This is a genomic window from Leisingera sp. NJS201 (genome assembly GCF_004535885.1).
Lineage (GTDB): Bacteria > Pseudomonadota > Alphaproteobacteria > Rhodobacterales > Rhodobacteraceae > Leisingera.
The window spans coordinates 4208774-4223786 of sequence record NZ_CP038234.1 but is presented as its reverse complement, the minus strand read 5'-3'; the positions used below and the strand labels follow the sequence as shown (position 1 = coordinate 4223786).

Annotated in this window: 15 protein-coding genes; 9 read left to right on the top strand and 6 right to left on the bottom strand. The window is 60.7% G+C overall.

Annotation, left to right across the window (positions count from 1 at the left end; all coding sequences use genetic code 11):
* The first annotated feature begins 107 nt into the window (after positions 1 to 107).
* The 5 genes from ETW23_RS20920 (at position 108) to lpxK (ending at position 6182) form a co-directional block, all read left to right on the top strand.
* Positions 108 to 1631 (top strand): DUF2125 domain-containing protein, encoded by a 1524-nt coding sequence (locus ETW23_RS20920; RefSeq protein WP_134831133.1) that lies wholly within the window; start codon positions 108 to 110, stop codon positions 1629 to 1631.
* 122 nt (positions 1632 to 1753) lie between these two features.
* Positions 1754 to 3100 carry a TldD/PmbA family protein gene (locus ETW23_RS20915; RefSeq protein ID WP_134831132.1) on the top strand — a complete coding sequence of 449 codons (1347 nt, stop codon included), beginning with the start codon at positions 1754 to 1756 and terminating at the stop codon, positions 3098 to 3100.
* Positions 3087 to 3890, top strand: coding sequence for a 3'(2'),5'-bisphosphate nucleotidase CysQ (locus ETW23_RS20910; RefSeq protein ID WP_129372469.1), 804 nt, complete (start codon positions 3087 to 3089; stop codon positions 3888 to 3890). Before ETW23_RS20915 ends, ETW23_RS20910 begins: the two co-directional genes overlap by 14 nt.
* A 182-nt stretch (positions 3891 to 4072) precedes the next feature.
* Positions 4073 to 5194 carry a 3-deoxy-D-manno-octulosonic acid transferase gene (locus tag ETW23_RS20905; RefSeq protein WP_254695091.1) on the top strand — a complete coding sequence of 374 codons (1122 nt, stop codon included), beginning with the start codon at positions 4073 to 4075 and terminating at the stop codon, positions 5192 to 5194.
* On the top strand, positions 5181 to 6182 hold the full coding sequence (gene lpxK, locus ETW23_RS20900) for a tetraacyldisaccharide 4'-kinase (RefSeq protein ID WP_134831130.1): 1002 nt from the start codon (positions 5181 to 5183) through the stop codon (positions 6180 to 6182). The genes ETW23_RS20905 and lpxK overlap by 14 nt, the downstream gene beginning before the upstream one ends.
* 104 nt (positions 6183 to 6286) lie before the next feature.
* Here the strand turns inward: lpxK and ETW23_RS20895 are convergent, their stop codons facing one another.
* Together ETW23_RS20895 and ETW23_RS20890 are read right to left on the bottom strand one after the other, a co-directional pair.
* Positions 6287 to 6958, bottom strand: a complete 672-nt coding sequence (locus ETW23_RS20895; protein WP_134831129.1) for a DsbA family protein — start codon at positions 6956 to 6958, stop codon at positions 6287 to 6289.
* Positions 6955 to 7482 (bottom strand): DUF721 domain-containing protein, encoded by a 528-nt coding sequence (locus ETW23_RS20890; RefSeq protein ID WP_134831128.1) that lies wholly within the window; start codon positions 7480 to 7482, stop codon positions 6955 to 6957. Before ETW23_RS20890 ends, ETW23_RS20895 begins: the two co-directional genes overlap by 4 nt.
* 84 nt (positions 7483 to 7566) lie before the next feature.
* On the opposite strand from ETW23_RS20890, the gene mutY reads away from it, so the two are divergent.
* Positions 7567 to 8631 (top strand): A/G-specific adenine glycosylase, encoded by a 1065-nt coding sequence (mutY, locus tag ETW23_RS20885; protein WP_134831127.1) that lies wholly within the window; start codon positions 7567 to 7569, stop codon positions 8629 to 8631.
* A gap of 85 nt (positions 8632 to 8716) precedes the next feature.
* The gene (locus ETW23_RS20880; RefSeq protein WP_134831126.1) at positions 8717 to 9850 is read left to right on the top strand and encodes an alkane 1-monooxygenase; all 1134 of its coding nucleotides are present in this window, start codon (positions 8717 to 8719) and stop codon (positions 9848 to 9850) included.
* A gap of 3 nt (positions 9851 to 9853) precedes the next feature.
* Here ETW23_RS20880 and ETW23_RS20875 read toward each other — a convergent pair whose 3' ends face one another.
* The 4 genes from ETW23_RS20875 to ETW23_RS20860 form a co-directional block, all read right to left on the bottom strand.
* Complete coding sequence (locus ETW23_RS20875) at positions 9854 to 11242, bottom strand: adenylate/guanylate cyclase domain-containing protein (protein ID WP_129372476.1); 1389 nt, start codon at positions 11240 to 11242, stop codon at positions 9854 to 9856.
* Positions 11243 to 11434: 192 nt separating this feature from the next.
* Positions 11435 to 12538: a site-specific DNA-methyltransferase gene (locus ETW23_RS20870; RefSeq protein WP_024092002.1), complete on the bottom strand. Its 1104-nt coding sequence runs from the start codon at positions 12536 to 12538 to the stop codon at positions 11435 to 11437.
* A 107-nt stretch (positions 12539 to 12645) separates the two neighbouring features.
* Positions 12646 to 13263 carry a ribonuclease HII gene (locus ETW23_RS20865; protein ID WP_134831125.1) on the bottom strand — a complete coding sequence of 206 codons (618 nt, stop codon included), beginning with the start codon at positions 13261 to 13263 and terminating at the stop codon, positions 12646 to 12648.
* A 96-nt stretch (positions 13264 to 13359) separates the two neighbouring features.
* On the bottom strand, positions 13360 to 13875 hold the full coding sequence (locus ETW23_RS20860) for a hypothetical protein (protein WP_129372478.1): 516 nt from the start codon (positions 13873 to 13875) through the stop codon (positions 13360 to 13362).
* Positions 13876 to 14044: 169 nt separating this feature from the next.
* Between ETW23_RS20860 and ETW23_RS20855 the strand changes: the two genes are divergently transcribed.
* Both ETW23_RS20855 and ETW23_RS20850 read left to right on the top strand, forming a co-directional pair.
* Positions 14045 to 14338 carry a hypothetical protein gene (locus tag ETW23_RS20855; protein ID WP_134831124.1) on the top strand — a complete coding sequence of 98 codons (294 nt, stop codon included), beginning with the start codon at positions 14045 to 14047 and terminating at the stop codon, positions 14336 to 14338.
* Complete coding sequence (locus ETW23_RS20850) at positions 14310 to 15011, top strand: hypothetical protein (protein ID WP_129372480.1); 702 nt, start codon at positions 14310 to 14312, stop codon at positions 15009 to 15011. Before ETW23_RS20855 ends, ETW23_RS20850 begins: the two co-directional genes overlap by 29 nt.
* The last annotated feature ends 2 nt before the right edge of the window (positions 15012 to 15013 follow it).

Sequence of the window (15013 nt, the reverse complement as noted above, 5' to 3'; positions counted from 1 at the left end):
CCATGTGGTAAAGCGGTTAGGGGGAACGGTCCAGCCCAAGGCCCCTTGACGGCACCGCCCGCCGGGCCGACGATGATTTCAATTATCTCACTGAGAAAGGTTCTCTTATGTCCGTTATTCTTGCACGCAGCGGCGTTGCAGCGGCAATTTTTGTTGTTTCCGCCCAGGGTGCCCTGGCCGATTTGAGTGCCCAGGACGTCTGGGCTGACTGGAAAGCGTATCTGACCAGCACCGGTTACACGGTTTCCGGCACTGAAGCAGTTTCGGGCAGCACCCTGACTGTCTCCGATGTCTCGATGGTCATGCCGATCCCGGATGAGGACGGCTCCGGCACGGTGAGCTTGCCCGAAATCCAGTTTGTGGAAAACGGCGATGGCACCGTCAACGTGCTGCTGCCCGCGGAATTCCCGATGGGTTTTGATTTCACAGCTGAAGGTGAGAGCTTTTCGGGCAAACTGATCTATGCCCATGACGGCACCCCGATGAAAGTGTCGGGCGACGCCGAAAGCATGAGCTATGATTACAGTTCCTCCAAAGTCACCATGACGCTGGACGGGCTGACAGCAGACGGCGAGACCGTGCCGGCGGACGTGGCGAAAATTCAGATCGTCATGAACGAAGTTGCGACCAAGACCGAAATGAAAATCGCTGGCGCGCGCAACTATGACCAGACGCTGACTGCTTCCAGCCTGAGCTATGACATGGGCTTCAACGATCCCGAAAGCAACGGCACAGGCTCTTTCAAAGGCGCGCTGCAGGGGCTGAATTTTACCGGCACCAGCACCGTGCCGGCCGGACTGGAAAGCCCCGATATGTCAGCGCTGCTGGCAGCCGGATTTGCCTTTGACGGAATCTTCACTTTTGACAGCGGCAATGGTTCCGTCTCCGGTGTGGACGGCAGCGAAAACTTCGCCATGGAAAGCAACTCCCAGGGCGGCTCGATCGCGGTGGCTATGGACAAGCAGCATCTGACCTATGATGTGTCCCAGACCGGCACCAATGTGAACATCTCCGGTTCCGAGATCCCCTTCCCGCTGGCGCTCAGCATGGCGGAGACCGGATTCAAACTGATGATGCCGCTCGCCAAATCCGAGGAAGAGCAGGATTTTGCCCTGGGCATCACCCTGCGCGATTTTGCGGTTCCGGATATGCTGTGGGGCATGGTCGATCCAACCGGCCAGCTGCCGCATGATCCGGCCACCGTGGTGCTGGACCTTGCCGGCAAGGGCAAGGTGCTGTTCGACCTGTTCGATCCGGAAGCCATGGAATCGGTGGAATCCGGCGAAGAACAACCGGGCGAACTGAACGCGCTGACCGTGAAACAACTGCAGGTCACCGCAGCAGGCGCCGAGTTGACCGGCACCGGCGACTTTACCTTCAACAATGAAGACCTCGTCAGCTTTGACGGCATGCCTGCCCCCTCGGGCGAGGCTGACCTCAAACTGACCGGTGCCAACACCCTGATCGACAAGCTGATCGGGATGGGCCTGATGTCCGACAGCGACGCCATGGGCGCGCGGATGATGATGGGCATGCTGGCCGTGCCGGGCGAGGGTGAGGACACGCTGACCTCGAAGATTGCGATCTCCGAGGACGGCCAGATCCACGCCAATGGCCAGCGCATCAAATAACCGTCAAATCCCTGACAGGTTTTGCAAAGGGGCTGCTATGCGCGGCCCCTTTTTTGCTGCCCGCCCTTGCGGCAAGCCGCCTCACTGGATAGCTCTGGAAAGGAGCAGAACAGAAGGTGCCCATGACCCAGTCCCCCGAAGCGCTTTGCCACGCCCTGATTGATGCCGCCCGCAAGGCCGGCGCGGATGCCGCCGATGCCATGGCAGCGGAAGGCAGTTCCCTCAGCATTGAAGTGCGGGAAGGCAAACTGGAGCATGCGGAACGCTCTGAGGGCACTGACCTGGGCTTGCGGGTATTCGTCGGCAAACGGCAGGCGCTGGTTTCATCATCGGATATGCGCCCGGAGACCATCGCAGCAATGGCCGAACGTGCGGTTGCAATGGCCAAGGAAGCACCTGAGGACCCTTATGCAGGCCTTGCCGATCCATCGCAGTTGGCCAAGAGCTGGAACCTGGCGGCACTGGAACTGGAAGATCCCCGCGGCGAGCCGGAGCCTGCTGCCCTGCAATCTGACGCCCTGGCTGCCGAGACCGCTTGCCAGGAAATCAGCGGCATCACCCAGGTTCAATCCGCAGCAGCCGGATATGGCCGCCACGTTGTGCATATGGCCGCAACCAATGGGTTTTCCGGCGGCTACCAACGTACTGGGCGCTCACTCTCTTGCACCGGAATTGCAGGCAGCGGCACAGGTATGGAGCGTGACTACGACGGGGATTCACGCACTTTTCAATCCGATTTGCGCAGCGCTCAGGACATTGGCACAACCGCCGGTGAACGCGCGGTTGCCCGGCTGGGCGCCCGCAAGCCCAAAACCGGCAGCTTTCCGGTGCTGTTTGACGAACGCATCTCTTCCTCTCTGATCGGCCACTTGCTGTCTGCTGCCAATGGGGCGGCGATTGCCCGCGGCTCCTCTTGGCTGAAGGGGTCATTAGGTGAGCAGGTTTTGCCCGAAACCCTGTCCATTGTTGAAGACCCGCACCGCCCGCGCATTTCCGGCTCCCGCCCCTTTGACGGCGAAGGGCTGCCGACCCGCAAGCGCACTGTTGTTGACAACGGCGTGCTGACCGGTTGGACACTGGATCTTGCCTCGGCCCGGAAACTGGGCCTTGAAAGCACTGGCAACGCCGCCCGCGGCATCGGCGGCGTGCCCTCTCCCGCGACCTGGAATCTTGCGCTGTCTGAAGGCGAAGCCAGCCGCGAGGATCTCGTCGCGCAGATGGGCACCGGTCTCTTGGTGACGTCGATGATCGGCTCCACCATCAACCCCAACAACGGCGACTATTCCCGCGGAGCCTCGGGATACTGGGTGGAAAACGGCGAGATCGCATATCCGGTCAACGAATGCACCATCGCGGGCAATCTGCTTGACATGCTGCGGAGGATCGTTCCCGCCAATGACGCGCGCCGGCACCTCTCGACCGTGGTCCCGTCGCTGCTGATCGAAGGAATGACCCTTGCCGGCAACTGACCTTTCCCTGCTTGTGAAAGCTGCGGAACAGGCCGGCGATATTGCGTGCCGTTTTTCCGGCCCCGAAGCCAAACGCTGGGACAAGCCCGGCGGCGCTGGTCCCGTGACCGAAGCCGACCTGGCAGTCAATGCTATGCTCGAAGACATGTTGCAGCAGGCACGGCCCGGCTATGGCTGGCTGTCGGAAGAAACTGAAGACAATAGCGCGCGGCTGCTGCGCGAAAAGGTCTTCATCATCGACCCGATCGACGGCACCCGCAGCTTTGCCGAAGGCTCCCGCACCTGGGCGCATTCCATTGCTGTCGCCGACCACGGCGAGGTGACCGCCGCCGTGATCTACCTGCCGCAGCGGGAGCTGATGTATACTGCCGCCAAGGGCCAGGGGGCGGATTGCAATGGCAGCCCGATTCATGTGTCCCGGACCACAGAACTTTCCAGTTCTGAAGTGCTGGCCGCCAAACCTAACCTGCAGGCCCATCACTGGCTGGGCGGCACCCCGCCCGAATTCATCCGCAGCTACCGGCCCTCGCTTGCCTACCGGCTGGCCAAGGTGGCAGACGGCCGTTTCGGTGCCATGCTGACTCTGCGCCCCAGTTGGGAATGGGATATAGCGGCGGGCGATCTGCTGATACGCGAGGCTGGTGGCATCCTTACCGATCAAACCGGCCGCCCCTTGCGCTTCAACAATCCGCATCCGCGCCTGAACGGGGTGGTTGCCGGAAATCCGGCCCTTCAGAATTCGCTGCTGACGGCACTGGACCCGAATGCGCCTGGCATCGCTGGACATTAAACCGGACTGGCTTTAAGCGGCAGCAGCAGCGCTATCGTCATACCCAAATTTTTCACAGACAAGCCCGCATGTTGCAGGTACCTTGGGCCGGAAATTTCAGATCGAGCCAGATGCAACGGCGAACCGCAGCTCCCAACCGCACTTCCGTTCTGCAGCCCCGCCCCAAAGGAGAGCTGTTGTGGGTGCACGCGACCACCCCTGAACGCTATCAAGCGCTTTGCGATATCGGCCGCCGCCTAAAATCCCTGCGCCCGGACTTGTCGGTGCTGGCAAGCTGGGAACCCGGACTGCGGCTGACCGGTACAGTTGGCTGCGATATTCCGATTGGCCCGCTGCCTGAAGACACCCTGGCCGAGGCCCGCGGGTTTTTGAACCATTGGCGGCCCGACGCTTGCATCTGGACCGGCCCGCCGGCACGACGGGTGCTGCTTCGGCAAATGCGCGAGCGCAGTACCGGGTTACTGCTGGCGGATCTTCTGGAGGATGAAATGCCCAACCGCACCAGCCGCTGGCTGCCGGACCAGCGGCGGCGGCTGCTGGATGGGCTGACCTGCATCCTGACCCCGTCCAAATCCGTGCAGGCCCGGCTGACCCGGATCGGACTGCCAGCGGAACGGGTGCAACTGGCCGGCAAGCTGCGGGTGTCTGCAATTCCGCCCGGTTGCAATGACGAAGAGCTTTCTGCCATGCAACAGACCCTTGGCAGCCGGCCGGTCTGGCTCGCCGCCCATACCAAGCTCAGCGAATTGCCCCGTATTCTGGACGCGCATCGCGGCGCATTGCGGCTGCTGCACCGGCTGCTGCTGGTGGTCGCGCTGGAAGACGGCGCGGATCTTGCAGCAGCCCGCCGCCAGCTGCAAAACAGCGGGCTGTATTTTGCCGATTGGGAAGACGGCGGTGAACCCGAGGACCTGACCCAGGTGCTGTTGGCGGGCAGCGAGGATTTGGGATTGTGGTACCGCCTGTCTCCAGCCGCGCTGATCGCCAGCAGCCTGGACCCCATGGCCCAGGGCCAGTCGCCTTTGGACGCCGCAGCCTTAGGCTCGGCGCTGCTGCACGGACCGGGTATCCACGCGCATCGGGACCTTTATGAGAGACTGGCCGCGGCGGGCGCTGCCCAGCCGGTGCTGACCCAATCGGATCTGACCGATGCTGTCATTGCGCTATCCGCCCCGGACAAGGCCGCCGAAATGGCGCTGGCCGGCTGGCAGAGCGTCACCGAAAGCGCCGCCACAGCCGACATGTTATTGGAGAAGGTCCAGACCCTGCTGGACCAGCGCGAGGATACCGATGCGGGCACCTGAATTCTGGCACAAACCGCCGGGAGAATTCGACTTCCGGTCAGCTTTGCTAGCACCCCTTGGCTGGGTCTATGCACGCGCCACCGCTTCCCGGGTCGCCAAAGGCAACCCGATGCGTGCTAACGTCCCGGTGATCTGCGTTGGCAATCTGAATGCCGGCGGCACCGGCAAGACGCCCACTGTGATCTGGCTGCTGGAAACATTGCGCAATCAGGGGCATGAACCGCATGTTGTGACCCGCGGCTATGGCGGCACGATGGAGGGGCCAGTGCAAGTCTTCCCTGGCCGCCACAAAGCCGCGCAGACGGGGGATGAACCGCTTCTTCTGGCAGCCTTTGCCGAAGTTTGGGTTGCCAAGGACCGTGCTGCCGGCGTAGGCGCCGCAGCAGACGCAGGGGCAACCGTCATCGTGCTGGATGACGGATTTCAGAACCCCGCGGTTGCCAAGGACCTGTCACTGATCGTGGTGGACGCGCAGCAGGGCTTCGGCAATGGCCGCTGCCTGCCGGCAGGTCCATTGCGGGAGCCGGTTGCCATTGGCCTGAAACGGGCTGACGCGGTGCTCTCGCTTGGGCCTGGGGAGGCCCAGAAGAAATTTGCCGCGGCCTGGGGAAGCCAGCTGCAGGGCTTGCCGCATTTCACTGGTGCGCTGGAGCCATTGCAAACCGGGATGCCCTGGAACGGCACACGTGTTCTGGCTTTTGCCGGCATCGGCCAGCCGCAGAAATTTTTCAACACTCTGCGCAGCCTTGGCGCCGATATCGTCCGCGCCGAAGCACTAGACGATCACCAGCCGCTTTCACCGGCGCTGATGAACCGGCTGGAGAACGAATCCAAGCTGCTGAACGCCCAGCTTGTCACGACAGAAAAAGACGCCGTCCGCCTGCCGGACAGCTTCCGCTCCAAGGTCATTACCCTGCCTGTGCGGCTGCAGGTTGCAGGAGATGATGGGTTGAAGGAGTTGTTGAAAAAGGCCGCACCTGCACCCTGACCCCCAGCTCTCGCAGAGGCTGCCGGGAGAGCAATTGCCGGTTTGCTCTGCCCTGAAAAGCCCAGGCACACGGCCCGGGCCTAAAATTTTGCTGCAGGAAGAGCTTAGCCTTCCAGCTCTGCGTCCAATAGCGTCTTGAACTCTGTGTAAGACTGATTAGAGATCTTTTCACCATTCAGGATGAACGACGGCGTTGCCTCGATGCCGTGCTCAGTGGCGTTTTCCTGATACCAGGCCACCAGGGTTTGCGCTTTCTCGCCATCCTGCAGGCAGATTTCCAGCTGCTCATTTTCGATCCCCGCCAGGCGGCCGATCTTGCGCAGTTCATCGACAATCTCGGTTGCGCCGCCGGCCCGCGTCCATTCGGACTGGCCCTTGTAGATCAGATCGGAAATACCAAAGAACTTATCCGGTCCGCTGCAGCGCGCAATCATCGAGGCCCACAGCCCGTAGCGGTCGAAATAGACCTCGCGGTAGATGAACTTCACCTTGCCGGTGTCAATGTAATCAGCCTTCAGCTTCTTGAAGGTTTCATTGTGGAAACTGGCGCAATGCGGGCAAGTGTAAGAGGCGTATTCGATCAGCGTGACCGGCGCGTCCTCGGCCCCCAGCGTCATCTCGGCGATTGTTGAGACGTCCACCTCGGCTTCTTGCGCAACAGCGGCGCCAACCAGCGGGTTCTGCGGCAGATTGTTCTGAGTGTTGAACCCCGACAGGGCATAACCGCCCGCAACAACCGCAACCGCGGCAAAGACACCAGACATCAGACGGGTCATTTGAACCCCTTTCCTTGCGTTTTCTGTTTTGTCAGCACGTTCTGCCCCAGGCGTTCCAGGGCGGCACGCAGATCATCGTTTTCCACACCAGCAGCCGCCTGGCTGGCAGCCGCAGTATCCTGCGGGTCGGGCTGCCGGGGCGCTTGCACTTTGGGGGCATATTTGAATTCCACGCGGCCATCGGAAAATCCCGTCGGTGCCGTTTGCGTGATCCGCACCTTGGAGATGGCATTGAAGCCATAAACCGCGTTCACCCGCTCACGCAGGCGTTCTTTTTGCATTTCAAGCATTGGCGCATTGGCTCCGGTCGTCAGCACCGTCAGCGTTGCGCCAAAGGAACCGCGTCCGTAGCCGACGTTCACCGGACGCGCCATGGCAGCGATATCCGGACCGGCGATCTCTTCCCAGTGGGTCAGCAGCCGTGACACAGCAAAACCGCGGCTTTCCCCCGCTTTGCGGATCTGCTCGTTGAGGAGCTTAGAGGTTCGTGCGAACCCGCGTGTGGTGCTGCGCCTGAATGCCATGATCTAGCTTTTGCGTGACTGCCTGCCCTATTGTAAAGAGCCGGAATGCAGGCGCCAGCCAAACCGCGATCCAAGGAATAACGAATGCGTGACTTGATCAGTAATTCCGCCGCGATGAGCGGAGACCTGCTTGCGTGGTATGACGTCCATGCCCGCGGTATGCCCTGGCGGGTGGGGCCCGCAGAGCGAGCGGCAGGCAACCGCCCCGATCCATACAAGGTTTGGCTCAGCGAAGTGATGCTGCAGCAGACCACGGTGGCCGCGGTGCGGGATTATTTTCTTCGCTTTACCAGCCGTTGGCCGACTGTAACCGATCTTGCTGCAGCGGCGGACGCCGAAGTCATGGCCGAATGGGCCGGCCTTGGCTACTATGCCCGCGCCCGCAACCTACTGAAGTGCGCCCGTTCGGTCGCAGGCGGTTCCGGTGGAGAGTTCCCGGACAATTACGATGACCTGCTCAAACTGCCCGGTATCGGCCCCTACACCGCCGCCGCCATCGCCTCGATTGCATTTAACCGCCCGGAGACCGTTCTGGATGGTAATGTGGAGCGGGTGATAGCCAGGCTGCACGACATTCACGACCCGCTTCCCGGTGTGAAACCTGTCCTAAAAGAACGCGCGGCAGAACTGACCCCGTCTCAGCGGCCCGGTGACTACGCCCAGGCGGTTATGGACCTTGGCGCCACCATTTGCACGCCCCGTAACCCGGCATGCGGCATCTGTCCCTGGCGCGATCCCTGTGCCTCGCGGGCTGCAGGCACTGCGGCTGAGCTGCCCAAGAAGACGCCGAAAAAACCGAAACCCACCCGGAAGGGTATCGTTTACCTGGCGAAATCTGCCGACGGCACATGGCTGCTGGAACGGCGGCCAGACAAGGGGCTGCTGGGCGGCATGCTTGGCTGGCCCGGTTCCGAGTGGAGTGACGCCCCGGGTCCGAACCCGCCTTTTGAAGCGGATTGGCAAGAGCAGGATGGGGAAGTGCGCCACACCTTTACTCATTTCCATCTGATCCTGCGGGTGATGACGGCCGAATTGCTTGAAGGTTATAACCGGAATGCAGCGCAGGAACTGATACCACGCCACGATTTCCGCCCCTCCAGCCTGCCTACGGTAATGCGCAAGGCTTTCGATCTTTATCAAGGCCTCTAAAGAACCCGGCGCCGCTCTTGGGTTTTCAGATGTTAGGGCATAGTGTCAGCGCAAACGCGCGCTGATTGATTTGGGAGACACAGGCATGATCGCCCCCGAAACCCTTGCCCGCTGGCAAAGCGCCCTGCCATTCTGGATGTCTTTTTTGCTATTGCCGCTGGTTTGGGTCGCCGCACTTCATGGTGGTTGGACACTTATCCTGCCGCCGCTGGTAACCTGGCATCTGTTTGCGATGCTGGACGGGGCATTCGGGCTGAACCTGGAGAACGCCGACCCGGAAACGCCGGACAGAGACCTCACTTGGTACAAGGCGCTGACCGCAGCTTGGGTGCCCCTGCAATTCGTCACGCTGTTCGGATTGATCTGGTACGTCAGCGGTGCCGATCATCTGAGTGCATTCGGCAAATTCGCTGTTTTCTTTGGGGTCGGCGTCGTCACCGGCGCAGTGGGTATCACCTACAGTCACGAGCTGATGCACCAGTCCAGCCGGGTTGAGCGCTGGCTGGGGGATATCCTGCTGGCTATGGTGATGTACTCGCATTTCCGGTCCGAGCACCTGCTGGTGCATCACCGCTATGTCGGCACTCCGCGCGACCCGGTGACAGCCCGCTATAACGAGGGCTTCCACCGGTTCTACCCTCGGGTTCTGCGGCAATGCTGGCATTCCGCATTCCGCGCTGAACGGGAGAAGCTGGCGAAGAAGAACCGCCACTGGACCGACCGTTCGAACCCGTTCTTCCGCTACTGGGCGTTGCAGGCCGCGATGCTGCTGCTGGCGATGCTGCTGGGCGGGCTGACCGGGGTGCTCTTGTTTCTGGTGCAGGCCGGGGTCGCCATCTGGCAGCTGGAGGTGGTCAACTATGTCGAACACTACGGGCTGACCCGCAAACACCTGGGCGATGGCAAATACGAACCGGTGCAGCCTCGCCACTCGTGGAACGCGGCGCATAAGGCGTCGAACTGGCTGCTGATCAACCTGCAACGCCATTCGGATCATCACTACAAACCAAACCGCCGCTTTCCGCTGTTGCAGAACTATACTGAAGCCGACGCGCCGCAGCTGCCCTATGGCTACCCGGTGATGACCGTCGCTGCGATGATCCCGCCCTTATGGCGCCGGGTGATGAACCCGCGGGTGCGGCGCTGGCGGCAGAGGTATTACCCCGAGATCACCGATTGGCACGCCTACAACAAAGCGCAGAATCCGTTACCCCGGTAGGGCTTACGTCCAGGCCAGAACCGTCATCGGCTGATCCAGCCCGCGCACCTCTTGATCCGGATGCCGGGCGTTGCCGTCCAGCAGGTCCAGGCCGGCCTGCTCTGCCCTCACCTGCGCGGCCAGCGTTTCGCTGATCACAATCCCGGCCTGCAGCTTGCGGGTCAGGTTCTCCAGCCGGGCGGCGATGTTCACTGTCATGCCCAGCACGGCAAACTCCAGCCGGTTGGAGCCGATATCGCCCAGCAACGCTTCGCCATAGTGAATTCCGATCCCGGCGCGGATTTCCGCCTTACCCTGACGGGCGCGCTCCCTGTTCCATGCCATCAGCGACTCGCGCATGGAATGGGCACAGGCCAGTGCATTGGTGGCATCCTGCCGGCCGGCAACCGGCGTTCCAAATGTCGCCATCAGCCCGTCGCCCAAGTATTTGTCCAGCGTGCCGTGATGGCGGAACACCTCCCCCTCCATCCGGCCGTGGAATTCCCGCAAGAGGTCAATCACCATTCGCGGGTCCATCCCTGAAGACAACCGGGTAAAGCCAACGATATCGATGAACAGCACCGCCACATTTTCGCTGCGCACCTGCTTCAGCGGCTCGTCGTTCTGCGACAGCTGGTCCACCACATTGGGCGAGAAATAGCGCGACAGATTGGCCCGCTCCCGCTCCAGGCTGGCGTTGCTCCTCAGCAGCGCGTTGAACCGGCGCACCGAAAAGCCCAGCGTCACCGCCACCAGCACAAAGACCACGGCCTCCTGCACCCGCAGCTGGATCACAAAGCTGTTTGGGTCAAAAAACCCGGCCAGCTCCGGGTCAAAATCAAGCGCTGTGGTTACAGCCTCCGAAAGGCCGGGAACCGGAACGGCAAACCACCACGCCAGCGCCAGCGCGCTGAGCCACATCGTCGCCGTCCATGTGCCGATCGCAATCACTGTGCGCCAGGAATAAGCCATAGTGCCTGCGGCCAAGATGACAAAGAAATATTGAAAGTTATCAAACCTGTATTGCATAGCTACCGGTATATCCCGGGCGTCGAACGGGTTGGGCACGACCAGGCCGATGGTCATAATGAGAAGATCGAGAAAGATCAGAAACAGCTCCTGCCGTGACCTGCCCACTGTCCCCACCCGGCTGATGAACCAGCCGTTAAGGCACAAGAGCGCAAGAATGCCGTGGTAGTACAGCACGCTCCAGACTGGGTTCAGGAAGACGATGAAGACCGCGATTATGGGCAGTGCGATCCAGCGGGCCCGCACAGCCAGCTGCAGCCCGCGCCGCTTGTGCGCATCCAGCGCCGCCTCTGCAAATCTGTTTTCCGCAGTTGAAATGTTCTGACCACCGGTTCCGGGTTCCTGGACAGCTCCGGTTCCGGAGATAAATGCGGTATCGGTCATGGGCTTTCCCCTCTTCCCGCTGGCTGCCGCCGCGTCAGTAATGCAGATAGTTGCGCTATTCTGATCAGGGAATAGCGCATCACAGCGCAGAAACTAAAAAACCCCGCCTGATGCAGGCGGGGCAAGGTGTGCGCCTGTGCATTATGCACAGGCACCTGCAATAGGTTTTCACGCTCACAAAAGCCCCGGGCCTCAGTTCTGCATCTCAGCCCGGATCTGCTGGCGCAGCACGTCGATCGGCACTGTCTTGCCCTCGCGCTTGAAACACCAGTAGGTCCAGCCGTTGCAGGACGGCGCGTTTTCCAGATGTGCGCCCACCTGGTGGATCGAGCCCTTGATGTTGTCGCCGATCAGGGTGCCGTCGGCGCGCACCTTGGCCTTGTGGCGGCGGTTCATCGAATAAAGCTCTTCGCCCGGGCGCAGCATGCCGCGCTCAACCAGCTGACCGAAGGGCACCCGCGGTGCCGCGCGTTTGCTGGCGGAAACTTCCAGGGCCTCGCGGTCGAATTTGCGCACAGCCTTGATCCGCTTCTCCGCCACCTTGCGATAAGCTTCCTCGCGTTCGATGCCAATGAACTCACGCCCGAGCATCTTGGCCACAGCGCCGGTGGTGCCAGTGCCAAAGAACGGATCCAGAACCACATCGCCCGGGTTTGTCGAGCCGACCAGGATCCGGTGCAGCAGCGATTCCGGCTTTTGCGTCGGATGCGCCTTGTCGCCGTTTTCGTCTTTCAGCCGCTCATGTCCGGTGCAGATCGGCAGCACCCAGTCGCTGCGCATCTGAATACCCTCGTTCAGCGCCTTCAGGGCTTCGTAGTTGAAAGTGTATTTCGCGCCTTCCGACTTGGACGCCCAGATCATCGTCTCATGCGCGTTGGTGAACCGCTTGCCGCGGAAGTTCGGCATCGGGTTCGACTTGCGCCAGACCACATCATTCAGCACCCAATAGCCTGCGTCCTGCAGCGCCGATCCGACACGGAAAATATTGTGGTAGGAGCCGATCACCCAGATTGACCCGTTCGGCTTCAGCACCCGGCGCGCCGCCTTCAGCCACTCGCGGGTGAACTGATCATAGACCGCAAAACTGGAAAACTGGTCCCAATGGTCATCAACAGCATCGACTTTGGAATTATCAGGGCGATGCAGCTGGCCTTTCAGCTGCAGGTTATACGGCGGATCCGCAAAGATCAGATCGACCGAATTGGCCGGAAGACTGTTCATCGCCTCGATGCAATCGCCGCCCATAATCGTGTTTAAAGGGAGCGCTGCCGCGCCCTTTGTCATAGTTTTATTCATTGCTCTGCCTCATACCCGCGGCGCATTTTTGCGCTCATTAGGTTGTCCACAGGATGAGTCATCGCGGATTCGAGGTCAATTTGTTTATTAGAACAACACCCTACGGTTCACTCTTGATACAAGATGTTGTGTACGGGTTTGAATGACCGCCGATGATGTGGGGTCACACCTAATTCAATTAGCGCCTCACGGTGCTGTTTCGAGGGGTAGCCTGCGTTTTTCTCCCAGCCATATCCAGGAAACTGTTGCGCCAAATCCACCATGACCCTGTCACGCACCTGTTTGGCAATTATCGACGCCGCCGCGATGGAGACTGATTTGGCATCTCCCTTGACCACAGCCTCCGACGTCAAAGCCAACCCTTTGGGTATCAGGTTTCCGTCTATCAGCAGATAGTCCGGTGCCGGATCCAGGGCTGCTACCGCGCGCTCCATCGCCAGATGCGAGGCACGTAAAATATTCAGGGAATCAATCTCTTCGACTGAGGCATGGGCAACGGATACCTGACCAGCGGCCAGAATTTTTCCTTCCAGCGCTTCGCGTTTTTTCAAGCTCAATTTCTTGGAATCGTTGAGCCCCTCGGGAATAGCAGAGATGTCCAGCACCACCGCTGCGGCAGTGACCGGCCCGGCCAGCGGGCCGCGGCCCACCTCGTCCACTCCGGCTATTCTCAGGTACCCTTTGGCAAGGGCCGCATCTTCCAGGCTGTAGTCAGGTTTTGTCATGCCAGTCACAAAGCCAATTCGAGCCGGAATTTCAACCCGCACAAAAAAGAGGGGGCCGAAGCCCCCAAGTTGCTGCTGCCCGAAAGCGGAATATCGTTAACGGTTGACCATCCGGAAGCCATGCTGCTTGAGACAGCGGGGTTTGTAACCGGTGCGGTTGCGTTTGCCGTTCCAGAAGGTCACCTTGCAAGCCCGCGGCAGTTTCTGTGTGTACCCGTAATTGCGGTCGAGACAGCCTTTGCCGGCCAGCGGATAGTTGCGGCTGTAGCGCGGAAAATAGCGGACACACTGTGCCGGCAAGTCATAGCGGTGCACCCGCGGCGGCAGCGGTTTCACATGGCCGCCATGGCGGTTGTGCGAGTTATGCCTGTGGCCGCCATGCCCATGGCCACGCGGCGGGTTGTAAGTCCGGGTTACTGCGTGATCGTCGTCTTTCCTGGCATCATTAATGGCCGCGCCAAGAATCCCAAGCAGGGCCATGCCGGCAATGAATTTGGCGACATCCTCGTCTGCGCGGGCAGGCGCTGCCGAGAAACCGGTAATGGCAATAGAAGCTGCCACGATCATGGCAATGAATTTGCGGTGCGGCTTGGAACCATATGTCTGGGCCATTTCGGGACCTTTCTTTTGATTGTCGGATGCGCAGCCTGTGCGCTTGGATGCCTCCAACCTGGCCCCGCCCCCTTCAGACAGGCAATATCGGCCGCTTGTTATCGGATATCAGCGGTCTCAACCCCCTGCGGTTATTGAATTTCAAGACCCGCCGCCGCAGGATGCCCATATGAAACAGAACCTCCTGATCCCCGCTCTTGCGGCTGCCCTTCTGGCGCTTTCGCTGCCAGCACAGGCGGCAGATTGCTATGCCGATTACAAGGCCAAGCAAGACAACCCGCTGCGCCTGCACTACGGCGTGATCCAGCTCTCCGGCGCCTGCAAGAAAAAGGCCGCCCGGCGCGAGGTCCAGGCCCGTATTGCGCCCGGCGGCTGGAAGCTTTTGAATGTCCTTTCCGTCTTCGGCCCCGAAGGCCTGCAGCAAAGGAAGGCCAATGCCGGATCCTACTATCTCCGTTTCTGAGGCCCGCGCGGCTGGCAGCAGGGTAATCGCGCTCGGCATAGCTGCTATTGTTGCACTTTTGGTGATTGCCGGCACGGTTCTCTTGCTGACGCTGCCCGATGCCAATGCCTTTAACGCGCGGGTTGAGCAGCTGTTTATCGAAAACGATCTGACAGCCCAGGCCGAGATCAAGCTGCTGGAAATCCTGGCCCAGTCCGGCACTGCCTTTGCCGACACGCTGACCAGTTACCGGATGGTGATTTTTGTCTTGCTGCTGTTTGCCACTGCGATGATGGTGGCAGCATTGGCGGTGCTTGGCATGCTGGTGATGCTCAACCGCCGCATGGCGCAGATCGAACGCTCCGGCATCCAGGTGAACGAACTGCTGATCAGCCGCGATGAAAACACTGTCTATCTGAACAACATGGGGTTCAAACTGACGCCCGCCGCGATGGAAACTCTGGCGGTTCTGGCGGAGGCCCGGCTCGACGATGACGTGCTGTCAGGCGCCGAGATCGAAGCCGTGATTTCCGGCCGCATCTCCGCCGACTGCGAGGAAGCCGCCGGCGCCACCCGGATAAAACGGCTGCGGGATACGCTGGGCAACCAGATGGTGAGTGAACTGCTTGTCAAAAATATCGCCAAGCGCGGTTATGTGCTGGCCATCAGCAGAGACGTGATCCGTATGGTCTGAAC